This is a genomic window from Micromonospora sp. R311, from assembly GCF_056780015.1.
In genome coordinates, this window is sequence record NZ_JBSWCE010000007.1 from 23,667 (window position 1) to 39,664 (window position 15,998).

14 protein-coding genes are annotated in these 15,998 nt (G+C 75.0%); 5 read left to right on the forward strand and 9 right to left on the reverse strand.

What is annotated here, in order from left to right; genetic code table 11:
* Nucleotides 1–7 precede the first annotated feature (7 nt).
* Genes AC1WTP_RS07500 through AC1WTP_RS07515 form a run of 4 tightly spaced genes read right to left on the reverse strand, consistent with a single transcriptional unit; the run spans nucleotide 8 to nucleotide 4,687 of the window.
* Nucleotides 8–1,588, reverse strand: coding sequence for a bifunctional uroporphyrinogen-III C-methyltransferase/uroporphyrinogen-III synthase (locus AC1WTP_RS07500; RefSeq protein ID WP_481648490.1), 1,581 nt, complete (start codon nucleotides 1,586–1,588; stop codon nucleotides 8–10).
* Nucleotides 1,585–2,553: a hydroxymethylbilane synthase gene (gene hemC / locus AC1WTP_RS07505; protein ID WP_481648491.1), complete on the reverse strand. Its 969-nt coding sequence runs from the start codon at nucleotides 2,551–2,553 to the stop codon at nucleotides 1,585–1,587. Before hemC ends, AC1WTP_RS07500 begins: the two co-directional genes overlap by 4 nt.
* Nucleotides 2,550–3,920 (reverse strand): glutamyl-tRNA reductase, encoded by a 1,371-nt coding sequence (locus AC1WTP_RS07510; RefSeq protein WP_481648492.1) that lies wholly within the window; start codon nucleotides 3,918–3,920, stop codon nucleotides 2,550–2,552. The genes hemC and AC1WTP_RS07510 overlap by 4 nt, the downstream gene beginning before the upstream one ends.
* Nucleotides 3,917–4,687, reverse strand: a complete 771-nt coding sequence (locus AC1WTP_RS07515; RefSeq protein ID WP_481648493.1) for a redox-sensing transcriptional repressor Rex — start codon at nucleotides 4,685–4,687, stop codon at nucleotides 3,917–3,919. Before AC1WTP_RS07515 ends, AC1WTP_RS07510 begins: the two co-directional genes overlap by 4 nt.
* 390 nt (nucleotides 4,688–5,077) lie before the next feature.
* On the opposite strand from AC1WTP_RS07515, the gene AC1WTP_RS07520 reads away from it, so the two are divergent.
* Both AC1WTP_RS07520 and AC1WTP_RS07525 read left to right on the forward strand, forming a co-directional pair.
* Entirely contained in the window at nucleotides 5,078–6,376 is a 1,299-nt protein-coding gene (locus AC1WTP_RS07520) for a sensor histidine kinase (protein ID WP_481648494.1), read from the forward strand.
* 70 nt (nucleotides 6,377–6,446) lie between these two features.
* Complete coding sequence (locus tag AC1WTP_RS07525; protein ID WP_481648495.1) at nucleotides 6,447–7,100, forward strand: response regulator transcription factor; 654 nt, start codon at nucleotides 6,447–6,449, stop codon at nucleotides 7,098–7,100.
* A 35-nt stretch (nucleotides 7,101–7,135) separates the two neighbouring features.
* Here AC1WTP_RS07525 and AC1WTP_RS07530 read toward each other — a convergent pair whose 3' ends face one another.
* The 3 genes from AC1WTP_RS07530 to AC1WTP_RS07540 are packed head-to-tail and all read right to left on the reverse strand — an operon-like array spanning nucleotide 7,136 to nucleotide 9,698.
* Nucleotides 7,136–7,786 carry an HAD family hydrolase gene (locus AC1WTP_RS07530; protein ID WP_481648496.1) on the reverse strand — a complete coding sequence of 217 codons (651 nt, stop codon included), beginning with the start codon at nucleotides 7,784–7,786 and terminating at the stop codon, nucleotides 7,136–7,138.
* 21 nt (nucleotides 7,787–7,807) lie between these two features.
* Nucleotides 7,808–8,059 (reverse strand): glutaredoxin family protein, encoded by a 252-nt coding sequence (locus tag AC1WTP_RS07535; protein WP_088996181.1) that lies wholly within the window; start codon nucleotides 8,057–8,059, stop codon nucleotides 7,808–7,810.
* Nucleotides 8,052–9,698: an AMP-binding protein gene (locus AC1WTP_RS07540; protein ID WP_481648497.1), complete on the reverse strand. Its 1,647-nt coding sequence runs from the start codon at nucleotides 9,696–9,698 to the stop codon at nucleotides 8,052–8,054. The genes AC1WTP_RS07535 and AC1WTP_RS07540 overlap by 8 nt, the downstream gene beginning before the upstream one ends.
* Nucleotides 9,699–10,485: 787 nt before the next feature.
* On the opposite strand from AC1WTP_RS07540, the gene AC1WTP_RS07545 reads away from it, so the two are divergent.
* The 3 genes from AC1WTP_RS07545 (at nucleotide 10,486) to AC1WTP_RS07555 (ending at nucleotide 13,718) form a co-directional block, all read left to right on the forward strand.
* On the forward strand, nucleotides 10,486–11,442 hold the full coding sequence (locus AC1WTP_RS07545; protein ID WP_481648498.1) for an ECF subfamily RNA polymerase sigma factor, BldN family: 957 nt from the start codon (nucleotides 10,486–10,488) through the stop codon (nucleotides 11,440–11,442).
* Nucleotides 11,443–11,735: 293 nt separating this feature from the next.
* Nucleotides 11,736–12,614, forward strand: a complete 879-nt coding sequence (locus AC1WTP_RS07550; protein ID WP_481648499.1) for a DUF5667 domain-containing protein — start codon at nucleotides 11,736–11,738, stop codon at nucleotides 12,612–12,614.
* Between the two features lie 228 nt (nucleotides 12,615–12,842).
* A complete protein-coding gene (locus AC1WTP_RS07555) occupies nucleotides 12,843–13,718 on the forward strand; it encodes an HAD family hydrolase (RefSeq protein ID WP_481648500.1) in 876 nt (291 codons plus the stop codon).
* A gap of 33 nt (nucleotides 13,719–13,751) precedes the next feature.
* On the opposite strand, the gene AC1WTP_RS07560 is transcribed toward AC1WTP_RS07555, so the two are convergent.
* Together AC1WTP_RS07560 and AC1WTP_RS07565 are read right to left on the reverse strand one after the other, a co-directional pair.
* On the reverse strand, nucleotides 13,752–14,609 hold the full coding sequence (locus AC1WTP_RS07560; RefSeq protein ID WP_481648647.1) for a lysophospholipid acyltransferase family protein: 858 nt from the start codon (nucleotides 14,607–14,609) through the stop codon (nucleotides 13,752–13,754).
* Between the two features lie 287 nt (nucleotides 14,610–14,896).
* Nucleotides 14,897–15,970, reverse strand: coding sequence for an NAD-dependent epimerase/dehydratase family protein (locus AC1WTP_RS07565; RefSeq protein ID WP_481648501.1), 1,074 nt, complete (start codon nucleotides 15,968–15,970; stop codon nucleotides 14,897–14,899).
* Nucleotides 15,971–15,998 lie beyond the last annotated feature (28 nt).

The window sequence follows — 15,998 nt, forward strand, 5'->3', positions numbered from 1 at the left end:
GCTGCGACTACCGGAAGCGGAGGGCGGTCGGCCCCTGCACCTTCGAGCCGCGGCGCTGCTTCGCCGGCATGGCGGCGAGCTTCTCGCGCAGCTCGACGGCGTAGGCGGCGAGCGCCTCCACCAGGTCGGGCACCGAGGCGTGCGGCGGCTGGACGTCGACCCGCAGGCCGAACTCCGTCGCGGTCTCCGCCGTCTTGGGCCCGATGACGGCAACAACGGTACGCGCGTGCGGCTTCCCGGCGATACCGACCAGGTTCCGGACGGTGGAGGACGAGGTGAAGAGGACCGCGTCGAAGCCACCCGACTTGATCGCGTCCCGGATCTCGGCGGGCGGCGGGGCGGCCCGGACGGTCCGGTACGCGGTCACGTCGTCGACCTCCCAGCCGCGCTCGGTGAGCCCGGCGGCCAGCGTCTCGGTGGCGATGTCGGCGCGCGGCAGCAGCACCCGGCCGACCGGGTCGAGCACCTCGTCGTGCGGCGAGAACTCGGCCAGCAGCCCCTCGGAGGACTGCTCCCCGGACGGAATCAGCTCCGGCTGGATGCCGAACGCGCGGACCGCGTCGGCGGTCGCCTCGCCGATGCAGGCGATCTTGACGCCGCCGAAGTGCCGGGCATCCAGGCCGTGCTCGGCGAACTTCTCCCAGACCGCCCGGACCGCGTTCACCGAGGTGAAGATCACCCAGGCGTACCGGCCGTCGACCAGGCCCTTGACCGCCCGCTCCATCTGGGCCGGGGTGCGCGGCGGCTCCACGGCGATGGTCGGCACCTCGCACGGGATCGCCCCGTACGCCCGCAGCCGGGCGCTCATCACGCCGGCCTGCTCCTTGGTCCGCGGGACCAGCACCTTCCAGCCGTACAGCGGCCGGTTCTCCCACCAGCTGAGCTTGTCCCGCTGGCCGACCCCGGCGCCGACGGTGAGCACCACCCGGCCGGTGAAACCGAGCGCGGCGGCGACGAAGCTGTCCACGGTCGACGTGGTGGTGTACTGCGTCTCTCCGGTGCCGTCGCCGGTCACCCCGACGGCGGTGGCGCCGTCCACCCCGGCGGCGAGCAGGCCGTCCCGGATCGCGGCGAGGTCGCCCGCGTCCACGGCCAGCGCCAGCGAGCCCCGGCCGACGGCCGCGGCCAGCGCCTCGAAGTCCAGCGTGCTGACGTCCTCGACGTCGGCCGCGGTCCGTACGCCCGGCAGCGGCACGCCCGCGTAGGTGGCCACCCCCTCGGCCTGACCGACCCCCGGCACCACCTCGAAGTGCGCGGCGGTACGCGCCACCGCCTGCACCTCCTTGACCACCGAGTCGTGGCCGAACGGGTCGCCGGCGACCAGGTGCACGGCGTTCAGCCCGGAACGGGCCGCCGAGATCAGCACCTTCGCCACGTCACCCGGCGCGCCCTCGGCCGGCGTGAACTGGGCGTCGGTCTTGGCCTGGGCGCGGACGGCGTCGAGCAGCGACTCGGGGACTCCCCGGTCGTACACCACCTGGTCGGCGTCGACCAGGGCGTCGTGCGCCCGACGGGTCAGCAGGCCCGGGTCGCCGGGACCGGCCCCGACGAACGCGATACGGCCTACGGGCTTACGGGTGCGGGTCATTCTGTGCTCCCAAATTGCTGGGTCCCCGGGCCGGTGGGTCCTGCTTGGCCGAGGATCGAGTCGGCGCCGAGGTCGAGGAGTTCGGCGGCCAGTGCCTTGCCGATCTCCGCCGCGTCGGCGGGCGTACCGGTGCGGGACAGCCGGAGGTCACGCGTACCGTCCGGACTGATCACCGCCCCGCGCAGGTAGATCTCCTCGCCGGCGTCGCCCTCGGCGAGTTCGGCGTAGGCGGCGACGGGTGCGCTGCACCCGGCCTCCAGGGTGGCCAGGAACGCCCGCTCCGCGACCACCGCGGCGCGCGACGGTGCGTGGTCGAGCACGGCCAGCAGCTCGACCAGGTCCGGGTCGTCGACCCGGCACTCCACCGCCAGCGCACCCTGGGCGGGTGCGGGCAGCATCAGCATCGGGTCGAGCGTCTCGGTGACCACGTCGGTGCGGCCCAGCCGGGCCAGGCCGGCCCGGGCCAGCACCACGGCGTCCAGGTCGGCCTCCGGGCCGAGCACCCGCGCCAGGCGGGTGTCCACGTTGCCGCGGATCGGGGTGACCTCCAGCTGCATGCCGAGGGCGTGCAGCTGCGCGATGCGGCGCAGCGCGCCGGTGCCGACGGTCGCGCCGGGCGGCAGCTCGGTGAGCGTCCGTCCGGCGCGGGCGACCAGCGCGTCGCGCGGATCCTGCCGCGGCGGCACGGCGGCGATGTGCAGCCCGGGCGCCGCGGCCGTCGGCAGGTCCTTGTAGGAGTGCACGGCGAAGTCGATGGTCCGCGCGACGAGCGCGTCCCGCAGCGCGGAGACGAAGACGCCGACCCCGAGCCGGTGCACCGGCGCGGCGGAACGGTCGCCGGCGGTGACCACCTCGACCAGTTCGACCGGGCGCCCGGTGGCGGCGGTCAGGGCCTCGGCGACGTGGCCGGACTGGGCCATCGCCAGGGCGCTGCCCCGGGTACCGAGGCGTAGGGGCGTGCTCATCGCTCACCTCCGGCGGGCGGGGTGGCGTCGGCTGCGCCGAACGCCGGGGTGACGTCGGAGTCCATGACGTCGGGGACGGTGTCGACCGGTGAGGTCTGCGGGACCTGCAGGTCGAACAGCTCGCGCAGCAGCGCCGCGTACTGGTCGCCGCCGGGCTCCGCGGCCAACTGGCGGACCCGCACGGTCGGCTGGTGCAGCAGCCGCTGGACCACCCGGTGCACGGTGCGGGCGACCTCGGCGCGCTGGTCGTCGCTGAGGTCGGGGCGGCGCTGGGCGAGCCGGCGCAGCTCGGCGGTGACCACGTCGTCGGCGCGCCCGCGCAGGGCGGCCACGGTCGGCGCCACGTCCGCCCCCCGCAGCCAGGTGAGGAAGCTCTCCACCTCGCCGGCGACGATCTGCTCCACGGCGGCGGCGTCGGCGGCGGCCGGGCCGTCGGCGAGCAGCGCCGCCATCCGGTCGATGTCGATCACCTCGACGCCGGGCAGCTCGGCGACACCGGGCTCGACGTCACGCGGGACGGCCAGGTCGAGCAGGACCAGCGGGCCCCGGCCCGGGTCGCGGTCGGCCAGCGCCCGGGTGACCGTGTCCAGGGTGAGGACCGGTTCGGTGGCCGCGGTGGCGGCCACTACGATGTCCACTGTGGAGAGGGTGGCGGTCAGTTCGGCCATCGGCGCCGCGGTGGCGCCGTACGACTCGGCCAGCCGGACGGCCCGGTCGGCGCCCCGGTTGGTCACGGTGAGCGGCCCGGCGCCCAGCCGGGACAGCGTCGCCACGCCCAGCGAGCCCATCGCGCCGGCACCGACCACCAGCGCCGGACGGCCGGCGAGGTCGCCGTCGAGGTGGCCGGCCGCCAGCTCCAGCGCGGCGGTGACCACGCTCTGGCCGGCCCGGTCGATGCCGGTCTCGGCGTGGGCCCGCTTGCCGACCCGCAACGCCTGCTGCATCAGCTCGTGCAGCAGCCGCCCGGCGGTGTCCGCCCCGCTGGCCCAGTGGTAGGCGTCGCGGAGCTGGCCGAGGATCTGCGCCTCGCCGACCACCATCGAGTCCAGCCCGACGGCCACCCGGAAGACGTGGTCGACCGCGGCGGCGTCGTAGTGCACGTAGAGGTGGTTGGCGAGCGCGGCCGGCGGACTGCCGGCCTGCTCGGCCAGGACGGCGCAGATGTCGCCGAGGCCGCCGTGGAAACCGGACACGACGGCGTAGACCTCCACCCGGTTGCAGGTGGAGACCAGCACCGCCTCGGCCACGTACGGCTGGGCGACCAGCCGGTCCAGGGTCCGGGTGAGGTCGGCCGGGGCAACCGCCAGCTGTTCCAGCGTGGCGACCGGAGCGGTGCGGTACGACGCGCCGACGACGAGCAGTTTCACGTGCCGATCGCCTCCTGGGTCTCGGTGACCGCGAGCCCGCCCGGCAGGGCGGTGAGGGCGGATCCGCCGGTGGCGGGGAGCCCGGTCAGCGACGCCTTGCGGTGCTCGTGGAAGGACAGGATCTGCAGCTCGATGGCGAGGTCGACCTTGCGCACGTCGACCCCCTCCGGGACCGAGAGTACGCACGGCGCGAAGTTCAGGATGCTCGTCACGCCGACCGCGACGAGCTGGTCGGCGACCCGCTGGGCGGCCGCGGCGGGGGTGGCGATCACGCCGATCGCGATGGACTCCTCGGCGGCGACCCGGGGCAGCTCGTCGACGTGCCGGACGACCAGGCCGTTGATCTCCTCGCCGACCCGCGACGGGTCCGCGTCGAGGAGCGCGGCGATCCGGAAGCCGCGGCTGGCGAAGCCGTCGTAGCCGGCCAGGGCGTGACCGAGATTACCCACGCCGACCAGGGCGACCGCCCGGCGCTGGGTGAGCCCGAGCACGAACTCGATCTGCTCGATAAGCAGCGCCACGTCGTAGCCGACCCCGCGGGTGCCGTACGAGCCGAGGTGGGACAGGTCCTTGCGCAGCTTCGCGGAGTTGACCCCGGCGGCGCTGGCCAGCCCCTCGCTGGACACCGTCTCGTGGCCCGTCTCGGCGAGATTGTGCAGGGCGCGGAGGTATTCGGGGAGCCGCGCGACGGTCGCCTCGGGCAGGTCCGGTAGCGCCGGTACGGCACCGGCGCGACCGGGCGCGCCAGGGTGACGGTGCTGACTCATGAGACTCCGTGCGGTGCGATCCTCGGCCAACTCCACCGGCCGGCCGTTTCGGGACTCCCGCTGGCGACCGAGATTGCCGGCTGTGCTAGCAGGGCGCGTCGGAATTACAGAGTAGGCGCTTGTGAACGCACGCACAAATCGCGATCTTGACAGCTCGCGACGCGGCTCCACCAGGCTCTCCATTCCGCAAGATCGATCCGGCAACCATTGCCGGCGCCGCTCGGCGATTATTGCTCAATCCCGACTTCTCTGACCAATCGCGCGACCGCGCGTCGCGGCCCGATCCGACCCGCCGCGCCCGCCCCGCCGGCCGCTGGTAGGGCCAGCCCTACGGCGGAAACGGCGGCCGGCGGGATGGGTCCGCCCCCACGCGCTGCCTAGCCTCGTGACATGACCGCCGTTCCCGCCGCCGCCCAGCCGCCGCTGGCGCCGAGCATCCCCCGCCAGCTCTTCCTCGACTCCGGGTACGTCCTGCTCGGCCTCCCGCTCGCGCTGGCCAGCTTCGTCGTGCTCGTGGTGGGCCTCGCCGCCGGCCTCGGGCTGGTGGTGACGGTGATCGGCCTGCCGATCCTCAGCGGCACCCTCTACGCCGCCCGGGGACTGGCGGACATCGAGCGGCTGCGGCTGCCGGCCGTGCTGCGTCAGGCCCGGATCCGCCCGCAGTACCGGCTCGCCGAACCCGGCGCCAGCGCCTGGCGGCGGATCTTCGTGCCGATGGCGGACGCCCAGTCCTGGCTCGACCTGGCGCACGGCATCTTCAAGCTGATCGTGGCCATTGTCACCTTCGTGGTCACGCTGGTCTGGTGGGCCGGCGCCGTCGCCGGCTCGCTCTACTGGGCGTACGACTGGGCGCTGCCGCGCGCCGATCCGGAGGACGTCGACCTTCCCCAGCTCCTCGGCCTGGGCGGCTCGACCACCGCCCGGATCGGCCTGCACACCGCGATCGGGCTGTTCTTCCTGATCACCCTGCCGATCGTGGCCCGCGGCTGCGCGCTCCTGCAGGCCAGCTTCGGCCGGGCGATGCTCACCGGGGTGGCCGAGATGCGCAACCGGATCACCGTGCTGGAGGAGCAGAAGCGGGCCGCCGTGTCGGCCGAGGCCAGCGCGCTGCGCCGACTCGAACGCGACATCCACGACGGCCCGCAGCAGCGCCTGGTGCGGCTGGCGATGGACCTGAGCCGGGCCCGCCAGCAGCTCGCCACCGACCCGGAGGCGGCCGGACGCACCCTGGACGAGGCGGTCACCCAGACCCGGGAGACGCTCGCCGAGCTGCGCGCGCTGTCCCGGGGCATCGCCCCGCCGATCCTGGTCGACCGCGGGCTGCCCAGCGCCCTCGCCGCGCTCGCCGGGCGCGGGCTGATCCCGATCGAGCTGCGGGTGGATCCGGACCTCGGCACCCCGGCCGGGCGGCTCGACCCGGCGGTGGAGAACACCGCGTACTTCGTGGTGGCCGAGGCGCTGACCAACGTCGCCAAGCACAGCCGGGCCACCGAGTGCCAGGTCGCGGTGGCCCGGCAGGACCAGCGGCTGGTGGTCGCCGTGGGCGACGACGGCCAGGGCGGGGCGCACCTGGCCAAGGGGCACGGGCTGGTCGGGATCGCCGACCGGGTCCGCGCCGCCGGCGGCCGGCTGGACGTGGTCAGCCCGGCCGGCGGGCCCACCGAGATCCGCGCGGACCTGCCGCTGTGACCGGGGTGCTCCCGCTCCGCGCGCCGCGAGCGCCCCGGAGCGGGGTCGGGCCGTGGTAGACAACAGCACCATGCGGATCGTGATCGCGGACGACGCCGTACTCCTGCGGGAGGGGCTGATCCGGTTGCTCAGCGAGCGGGGGCACCAGGTGGTGGCCGCGGTCGGGGACGGCGAGGCGCTGGTCGAGGCGGTGGTGGCGCACCGGCCCGACGTCTCGATCGTCGACGTGCGGATGCCGCCCTCGCACACCGACGAGGGGCTGCGGGCGGCGGTGGAGGCCCGCCGGCTGGTGCCCCGTACCCCGATCCTGGTCCTCTCCCAGTACGTCGAGGTCTCGTACGCCGACGACCTGCTCGCCACCACGGGTGCCGGCGGGGGCGGGATCGGCTATCTGCTCAAGGACCGGGTGGCCGCGATCGACGAGTTCCTCGACGCGCTGGACCGGGTGGCCGGCGGCGGCACGGTGCTCGACCCGGAGGTGGTCGGCCAGCTCTTCGCCCGGCGCCGCCGGGACGACCCGCTCCGCGAGCTGACCCCGCGCGAACGGGAGGTGCTCGCCCTGATGGCCGAGGGCCGGTCCAACACCGCCATCGCGCGCACCATGGTGGTCAGCGACGGGGCCGTGGAGAAGCACGTCCGCAACATCTTCACCAAGCTCAACCTGCCGCCCGACACCGAACAACACCGCCGCGTCCTGGCCGTCCTCACCTACCTCCGCAACTGACCCCCCGCCCCGCTCCGTCCCGCGGGAGGCCGGGGTCAGGGGAGGGTCTGGGCCAGTTTGACCGCTTCGGTGAGGGTGTCGGCTACGGGGTGCCCGCAGGCGAGCAGGCGGTCGGGGTCGGTGAAACCGCCGGTGTAGAGGACCGCCCGGGCGCCCACCGACGCGGCCGCGTCGGCGTCGTCGATGGAGTCGCCGATCAGCACCACGGCGCCGCCGTCCAGGCCCAGCTCGGCCAGGTGCCGTTCCAGCGACTCGGCCTTGCGGTCGCCGCCCACCTCGGCCCGCAGGCCGTCCACCCGGACGAAGTGCCCGCTCAGCCCGTAGGTGTGCACGGTCGGCACCAGCTCGTGGTGGAACCACATGGACAGCAGCGACTGACTGCCCGGCCAGGCCGCCATCGCCGACGAGGCGTCGTGCGCCAGCTCGCAGGTGGTCAGCCCGTCCCGGTACGCGTCGTGGAAGATCCGGTCCAGCCGCCCGAACGCCTCGTCGTCGACGGCCCGGCCGAGCACCTCGGCGTAGTAGTCGGCGACCGGCCGGCGGAACCTGACCCGGTGTTCCTCGGCGGTCACGCTCGGCCCGCCGACGCTGGCGAACGCGGCGTTGGTGGCGGCGACCACCAGGCTCAGGTCGTTGAGCAGGGTGCCGTTCCAGTCCCACACCAGGTGGGTGCGTGCAGGGGTCATCGCCGCACCCTATCCAACCCCTTACAGCTGCGGCGTGGTCAGGTCCCGCAGCAGCCGCTCCTCCTCCACCCGCCAGTAGCCGTGCTCCTTGCCGTCGAGCAGCACCACGGGCAGCCGGTCGCCGTACTCGCGTTCCAGCTCGATGTCGCCGGTGACGTCCTGCTCGACCCACCGGTCGCCGGTGACCGCCACCACGCGGTCCAGCGCCGCCTTGGCGTCGTCACAGAGGTGGCAGCCGGGCCGGGTGATGAGGGTGAGGCGGGGTTCACGCATCGGTGTCCTCCGTGTTGCTGGCGCCGGCCGGAGCCGACGGGCGGTCGCCGGCCGGGGCCGCCGGGGACGGCACCGACCGGAGCAGGGTCTTGCGCACCTTGCCGATCGCGGAGTGGGGCAGCGCGTCGACGAACTCGACGGCGCTCGGGCACTTGAACCGGGCCAGGTTGCGGGCGCAGTGGGCGAGCAGTTCCTCGCCGGTCACCGGACGCCCCGGCGCCGGCACCACGTACGCCCGGACAGTCTCGCCGGTCCGCGGGTGCGGCACACCCAGTACCGCCGACTCGGCCACGCCCGGGTGCGCGGAGAGCACCGACTCGACCTCGTGCGGATAGACGTTGAAGCCGTTGACCAGGATCAACTCGCCGATCCGGTCGACCAGGAAGAGATCGCCGTCGGCGTCGGCGTACGCCACGTCGCCGGTGGCCCACCAGCCGTCCGCATCCGGCCCGCCCCGGCCGTCCGGCCAGTACCCGGAGAAGAGGTTGGCCCCGCGCACCACGATCTGCCCCGGATCGGTGCCCGGCGCCGAGTCGGCGAAGTCCAGCTCGTCGGCGTCCTCGTCCGGCTCGGCCGCGCCGTCGCGCCACAGGTCAGCGCCGTCCGGGCCGACCAGACGCAGCTCGACGCCGGGCAGCGGCCGGCCGATCGAGCCGGCCTTCGCCACCTGGCCGACCAGGGTGGTGGTGAGCACCGGGGCGGTCTCGGTGAGGCCGTAGCCGACGTGCACCGGGTGGCCGGCGACCTCGGCGTAGCGCGCCGCCACGGCCGGCTCCAGCGGCGCCGCGCCGCAGACCGCGACCCGCACGGACGCCATCGCCGCGGCGGTCGCGCCGGCGTCCGCGGTGGACCAGGCCAGGAACATCGACGGTACGCCGACCAGCACGCTGACCCGGTGCCGGGCGATCTCGGCGAGCCCGCCGTCGGCGCCGAGGTCGTCGACGAGCACCCCGGTCGAGCCATGGTGGACGACCGCGCCGAGCCCCGAGTTCAGCCCGTACGCGTGGAACAGCGGCAGCGCCAGCAGCACGGTGTCGTCGGGGCCGACCACGGGGGGCTCGATCCGCTCCACCTGCTCGTGGTTGGCCAGCAACGCCCGGTGCGAGAGCATCGCGCCCTTCGGCCGCCCCTCGGTGCCCGAGGTGTAGAGCAGTACCGCGAGATCCTCGCCGCGCCGGGGCGGAAACGGACCGCCGGTGGCCGGCCTCCGGGGCGGCGTGCTGTGCACCGCGGTGAGCGCGGGTAGTTCCCCGGCGACGCCGGCCAGCTCGCCGACCCGGTCGGTGCCGATCAGCACGGAGGCGCCGGAGTCGGCGAGCACGTGGCGCAGCTCGGGGGCGGTGAATCCGGGGTTGACCGGCACCGCGACCAGCCCGGCCCGGAGCGCGCCGAGCAGGGCGAGCACGAAGTCCGGCGAGTTGGGCAGGGCGACCGCGACGCGCGCGGGCCGGCCGGACGGGTCGGGGGCCGGCACCGCCGCGGCCAGCGCGGTGGCCACCTCGGTCACCGCCGCGTCCAGTTCGGACCAGCTCAGGGTCTGCTCGCGCCAGTGCAGCGCGGGTCGGTCGCCATGGGCGAGGGCCGCCCGGTGGAGCCGGTCGGCGAGGTTCGGCGCGGAGCTGTCGGCTGCGTCCTGCACGGTGGCTGAGTCTGGCACAGCGCGGGCCCGCCGGCCATGCCGGAGCGGACCGCACCGGGCGGGGCGCCCACCGCCGCCCCGAGTGGAGCGCGGGGTTGCCGGTGCGCCGGTGGCCGCCCGGGACGTCACGGGCGAGCGCCCCGGTGCCGGCCCTCCCCCGTACGCCGGAGGGACGCGGCCGGCCGGAGCGGCCGACGGCGATCGGGACGGGGGCGGATCGTCCGCTCGGCGGGGCCGTGCGGCCGGGCCGGTGGGGCGGGCTCCTCCGGGCGGGGGATGGGTCCCGCCGACGGGACACGCCGGGGACGACACCCGAGACAAGATCAGTCCCGTCGACAGGACGCACCCGGGCCGGCTCGACGCCGGGTCGGACGCACCGCGGCACCGTCCGCCCGGGACGCTCAGCGAACTCAGATTACGCCGCTGACCAGGGTTTCCACTCCGGACCATCTGCCAATCCGAAAGTCAACCGCACACGACGGACAACCGGTCCGCCATCGGTGCGACGCGGCGGGAAATACTTCCGCCCTGTGTAACGGACTTGCCACGCGCGGGTGACGTTGGCCCCTATCATCACTCGGGTCGGCTCACCCCATTTGCCGTGAGTCGACACCCCTCAGCCCGAGGAGGCCCCCGTGCCTGTGAGCGCATTGGACCAGCACCTCAAGGGGATCTGCCGCCCGTCGGCACACCCCCGACCCGCCGTGCCCGACCACATACCCGACCGGGTGTCGCCGCCGACGCGCCGGCCGGCGTGCTCGGCCGCCGATGGGACGGAGGCGGCCCGGTGACGACCTTCGGCTACGCGGAGCGCCCCCTCGGCCTGACCGGCCCGCAGGCCCGCCCCACGGTGAACGAACGGCTCGCCGCCCGCGGCCCGGTGGAGGACACCGGCAGCCTCTCGGCGCGGGGGGAGGGCGCGTCGAACCGGCTGCGCAGCAGGCCGCACCACAACGACCCGCCACCGCGACCGGCCACACCGGGGGGAAACGCGAAGCCGGCCGGCGGCCGCGTGGCGGTCCCCGCCCGACCGACCATGCCGGCACAGGGACGCCGCACCGGGGAGACACCCGCCGTGGCCGACCCGTCGACGACCGAGACCGCGGTGCTCCCCGCGGTACCGGCGGCCGCCCCGGTCAACGCCGCCACGGGCTACCCGAGCCGGCCGGACCCGTCCGACCCGGCCACCGAGGTCTGGGCCCTGGTCGAGCGAGCCCAGGCGGGCGAGTCCGAGGCGTTCGGGCTGATCTACGACCGGTACGTCGACACCGTCTTCCGGTTCGTCTACTTCCGGGTGGGCAACCGACAGCTGGCCGAGGACCTCACCTCCGACACCTTCCTGCGCGCGCTGAAGCGGATCGGCAGCTTCACCTGGCAGGGCCGGGACCTCGGCGCCTGGCTGGTCACCATCGCCCGCAACCTGGTCGCCGACCACTTCAAGTCCGGCCGGTACCGGCTGGAGGTGACCACCGGCGACGTGCTCGACGCCGACCGCGAGGACCGCGGGCCGGAGGGCAGCCCGGAGGCGGCGGTGGTCGAGCACATCACCAACGTGGCCCTGCTCAGCGCCGTCAAGCAGCTCAACCCGGAGCAGCAGGAGTGCATCGTGCTCCGCTTCCTGCAGGGCTTCTCGGTGGCCGAGACGGCTCGGGCGATGGGCAAGAACGAGGGGGCCATCAAGGCGCTCCAGTACCGGGCGGTCCGGGCCCTGGCGCGGCTGCTCCCCGACGGCTTCCAACCGTAGTCCCATCAACGGGACCCGCTCCCGCCCATCGGCGTTTCCGCGGCTCAGCATCCTTCTCGTCGGGTGAATCCGGTCACTTTCCGTGATTTCGCCCCCGCCGGCCCCGTAACCCGTGCCCTGTGCGGACCGTTTCTCCGGGTGCGACCGGTTGGTAGCTCCGGACATCCCCCGGACCCCCGAGAGGTCCGGCGGTATGGCCGACCACGAACGTTCGTCCGTGGTGCCCTGCCGTCACCGGTCGTCGGCGACGACAGCGGCCGACCGGCCGTGACCAGCGAGAGGAGGTGCCTGCGGTGGACAGCAACCTCTTCTCCCGTCGGCGCGCCGAGCGCTTCGCGCAACTTCTCGACGAGGCCAACGGCGGCCGGCGCCACCACGTCCGGTCCCGGGCCGACGACCAGCTCGCCGCGCTCGTCGCGGTCGGGCAGCGGCTGCGCACGGAGGCGCCGGCCGTCGAGGTCGACCCGGAGTTCCGCACCGGACTGCGGGCGATGCTGCTGGCCACCGCGGAACGGGAGGGCATCGGCGCTCCCGCCGCGGCGGGAGCGGCGGCCCAGCGCTCCGCCGCCAGCACCGGCCGCGGTCCGCTGCTGCCCGCCGTCACCGCGCGCCGGGCCCGCGCCCGGGGCGCCATCCTGGTCGGCATCGCGGCCGGGGCGATCGCCGTCTCCGGCATCTCGGCCGCCAGCGAGAACGCCGTGCCGGGCGACGCGCTCTACGGGATGAAGCGCTCGACCGAGCGGGCCCAGCTCGCCCTGACCAGCTCCGACATCAGCCGGGGGCAGCTCTTCCTGGGCTTCGCCCGCACCCGACTGGGCGAGGCGGCCGCGCTGCGCGGGGACGACCCCGGCTTCAGTGCCGTGCTCGACGACATGGACGCCGACACCCGCCAGGGCGTACGGCTGCTGACCGGCGCGGCGGTGCAGCGCTCCGACCCGGCGGCGCTGGACACGGTGAACTCCTTCCTGGCCGGGCAGCGGCGGGCGGTGAACGCGCTGCTGGACGACACCACCCGCGCCGAGCGGGATCGGGCCCGGCGCTCGCTGGCCCTGCTGGACGCGATCCGTAAGCGCTCCGACGCCCTGCGCGCCGCGATCACCTGCGGCCTGCCGGCTCCCGTCGGCAGCGACGCCCTCGGCCCGGCCCCGGCCACCTGCCCGGCCGACCGCTGACCCGGCGGGTTCTGCCGGCCCGGCCGGCCGCTGACCGCGCCGGCCCGGCGCGCGCTGCGGGACCGGCCGGCCGCTGGCGCCACCGGCCGTTGACGCCCCGGTGCTCCCCGGCACCCGCCGGGGAGCCGGACGCGCCACAGTTCACCCGTCGGCCGGCCGTCCGACGCCTTCTCCCGGCTACCCTCGCCGGGAGGCACATCTCGTGCCGGTCGAGCGGAGGGAGGTCGCGTGGCCCGCAGCCGTAAGGTGACCGTCAGCACCGACGCCCACGGTCACACCGCCGGCTGGGCGGAGACCGACCCCGCGGCGCCCACTCCCCCGGCGCCGGACCCGGCCGCGGCGGCCTTCTTCGACGTGGACAACACGATGATGCAGGGCGCCTCGATCTACTGGTTCGCCCGCGGGCTCGCCGCGCGCAAGTACTTCACCACCGGCGACCTGGCCCGGTTCGCCTGGCAGCAGCTCCGGTTCCGGCTGCTCGCCACCGAGCACGCCGGGGACATGTCGCAGGCCAAGGAGGCGGCTCTCGCCTTCATCGAGAGCTGGCGGGTGGAGGACGTGGAGCGGCTCACCGAGGAGATCTTCGACGAGCTGATGGCGCCCCGGATCTGGACCGGCACCCGACGGCTGGCCCAGCGCCACCTCGACGCGGGCGAGCGGGTCTGGCTGGTCAGCGCCGCGCCGGTGGAGATCGGCCGGGTGATCGCCGCCCGCCTCGGGCTGACCGGCGCGATCGGCACGGTGGCCGAGATCGTGGACGGCGCGTACACCGGGCGGCTGGTCGGCGACCTGATGCACGGCCCGGCCAAGGCCGAGGCGATCACCCAGCTCGCCGCGGTCGAAGGGCTGGACCTGGCCCGCTGCGCGGCCTACAGCGACTCGGCGAACGACCTGCCGATGCTCTCGACGGTGGGCCGGGCGGTGGCGGTCAACCCGGACGGCACCCTGCTGCGGCAGGCCCGGCAGCTCGGTTGGGAGGTGCGGGACTTCCGCACCGGCCGCCGGGCGGTCAAGATCGCGGTGCCGTCCACCGCCGCCGCGGGCCTGGTCGCCGGGGCGGTCACCGCCGGGATGGCGCTGCACCGCCGTCGCCGCGGCACCTGACGGCTCGCGCCCGCCCGGCAGCGGGACGCGCGATCAGGGGCCGAACGGGTCCGGCCGGCGCTCGAGCAGCCTGTGCAGGGTCTGCTGGATGGTCTCCCGCACCTGGTCGGCGAGGTTGAACACGACCATCGGGTCGTCCGCGGAGTCGGTCAGGTGGGCCGTCGGGATCGGCGGGCAGAACTCGATCAGCCACTTGCTCGGCAGCGGCACCATGCCCAGCGGCCCGAGCCACGGGAAGGTCGGGGTGATCGGGAAGTACGGCAGTTTGAGCAGCCGGGCGAGCGGCTTGATGTCGGCGAGCATCGGGTAGATCTCCTCGCCGCCGACGATGGCCACCGGCACGATCGGGGTGCCGGTACGCAGCGCCGCCGAGACGAACCCGCCTCGGCCGAAGCGCTGCAGCTTGTAGCGCTCGGAGTAGAGCTTCCCGATGCCCTTGAAGCCCTCCGGGAAGACACCGACCAGCTCGCCGTTGCCGAGCAGCCGCTCGGCGTCCGGGTTGCAGGCCACCGTGCCGCCGGACTTGCGGGCCAACTCGGAGACCACCGGCATCCGGAAGACCAGGTCGGCGCCGAGCAGCCGCAGGTAGCGGCGCGCCGGGTGCCGGTCGTGCAGGGCCGCCGAGAGGATCAGCGCGTCCAGCGCCACCGTGCCGGAGTGGTTGCCCACCACCAGGCCGGCCCCGTCGACCGGCACGTGCTCGATGCCGGTGACCTCGGTGCGGAACCAGTCGCGGTAGAGCAGCCGCAGCAGCGGATGGAAGACCGCGCTGGTCAGCTCCGGGTCGAAGCCGAACTCGTCCACCTCGTAGTCGCCGGAGAGCCGCCGGCGCAGGAAGGCCAGGCCGCCGGCGACCTTGCGGTCCCAGTGGTCGCCGGGTCGGTCCGGCACCGCCGGCCCCCGCCGGGCTCCGCCGTCGCCGGCCTTGCCGGCGTCCGCCCTCGGCGTCACCGGCCGGTCGGCGGTCGGCGCACCGGCCGGAGCGTCGGTGGCCCGCTGGTCGCGGCCGGGCGCGTCGTCGGTGGCGGCGTCGCCGGCCGCGGACACCACCGGCTCGTCGGTGGCCGCGGTGTCCGGCTCGTCGGCCGCGCGCCGGTGCCCGTTGGCCCGCGCCGCACCCGGGTCGGCCACCGTCAGCGGTACGTCGTACCGGCGGTCACGCTGTTCCTCGGGCCCGGTCACGAGCGCTCCCGCACGGCGGCCCGGACCTGCCGGATCCCGTCCAGCACGAGCCGCTCGGCGGCGGCCAGCTGCTCCCGGGACACCACGACACCGCCGTGGTGGGCGCGGATGAAGTCGTCGAACGCGGCCGCGGTGGAGCGGGGCGTGAAGCCGTACTCGCGCTCCAGCCGGCTGGTGTCGACCACCCGGCCGTGCACGAAGAGGTCGACCTGGTCGAGGCCGTAGCGGCCGAAGCCGAGGTTGCGGGCGAACGCGGCGGCCCCGGAGAGCCCCGGCTCCAGCACCGGCACGGCGACCCGGCCGGCCCGGCGGATCGCCTGGGAGAGGGAGAGCACCCCGGGCCCGGCGACGTTGTAGGTGCCCGGGTGGTCCTCCACGATCGACCGGTGCAGCACCTCCAGCGCGTCGTCGAAGTGCAGGAACTGCAGCCGGGGGTCGCGGCCGAACACGGTGGGCACCACCGGCTGGGAGAAGTACCGGGTGAGGGTGGTGTCGGCGGTCGAGCCGATGAACGGCGCGAAGCGCAGCACGGTGGCGGTGACGTCGGGCCGGCGCCGGCGGAAGCCGCGGACGTACCCCTCGATGTCGAGGATGTCGCGGCCGAACCCGCCGCGCGGCACCTCGCGCGGCTCGGTCTCCTCGGTGAACACGGCCGGGTCGCGGAACGACGCCCCGTACGCGGCGGTCGACGAGCGGACCACGAGCTTGCGCAGCCGCTGCGCGCGCTGGCACGCGGCGAGCAGCTGCATGGTGCCGATGACGTTCTGCTCCTTCATCGCCGACCGGCCGCCGTGCTGCGGATCCGGGGCGGTGACGAGGGCGAGGTGCACCACCGCGTCCACCTCGAGGTCGGCCAGCAGCCCGCCGAGCGAGCCGGCGTCGACGCGGATCCGCTCGACCCGGTCGAGCAGGTCGGTGAACTCGGCGCCGGGCTCCGGCGGGTCGACGCCGATGACCCGCTCGATGCGCGGGTCGGCGGCGAGCCGGGCGGCGACGTGCGCGCCGAGGTAGCGGCCGACCCCGGTCACGACGACGACCCCCGGAGCACCTGGGGTGCCACCGGGGGTCATGTCTCGCACCTCTCCCGGCAGGTGGGAT

Excerpts from the sequence above, each read along its gene's own strand:
- AC1WTP_RS07500 (WP_481648490.1), bottom strand. The coding sequence starts at position 1,588 with ATGACCCGCACCCGTAAGCCCGTAGGCCGTATCGCGTTCGTCGGGGCC.
- AC1WTP_RS07515 (WP_481648493.1), bottom strand. The coding sequence starts at position 4,687 with ATGAGTCAGCACCGTCACCCTGGCGCGCCCGGTCGCGCCGGTGCCGTA.
- AC1WTP_RS07520 (WP_481648494.1), top strand. The coding sequence starts at position 5,078 with ATGACCGCCGTTCCCGCCGCCGCCCAGCCGCCGCTGGCGCCGAGCATC.
- AC1WTP_RS07525 (WP_481648495.1), top strand. The coding sequence starts at position 6,447 with ATGCGGATCGTGATCGCGGACGACGCCGTACTCCTGCGGGAGGGGCTG.
- AC1WTP_RS07535 (WP_088996181.1), bottom strand. The coding sequence starts at position 8,059 with ATGCGTGAACCCCGCCTCACCCTCATCACCCGGCCCGGCTGCCACCTC.
- AC1WTP_RS07530 (WP_481648496.1), bottom strand. The coding sequence starts at position 7,786 with ATGACCCCTGCACGCACCCACCTGGTGTGGGACTGGAACGGCACCCTG.
- AC1WTP_RS07565 (WP_481648501.1), bottom strand. The coding sequence starts at position 15,970 with ATGACCCCCGGTGGCACCCCAGGTGCTCCGGGGGTCGTCGTCGTGACC.
- hemC (WP_481648491.1), bottom strand. The coding sequence starts at position 2,553 with ATGAGCACGCCCCTACGCCTCGGTACCCGGGGCAGCGCCCTGGCGATG.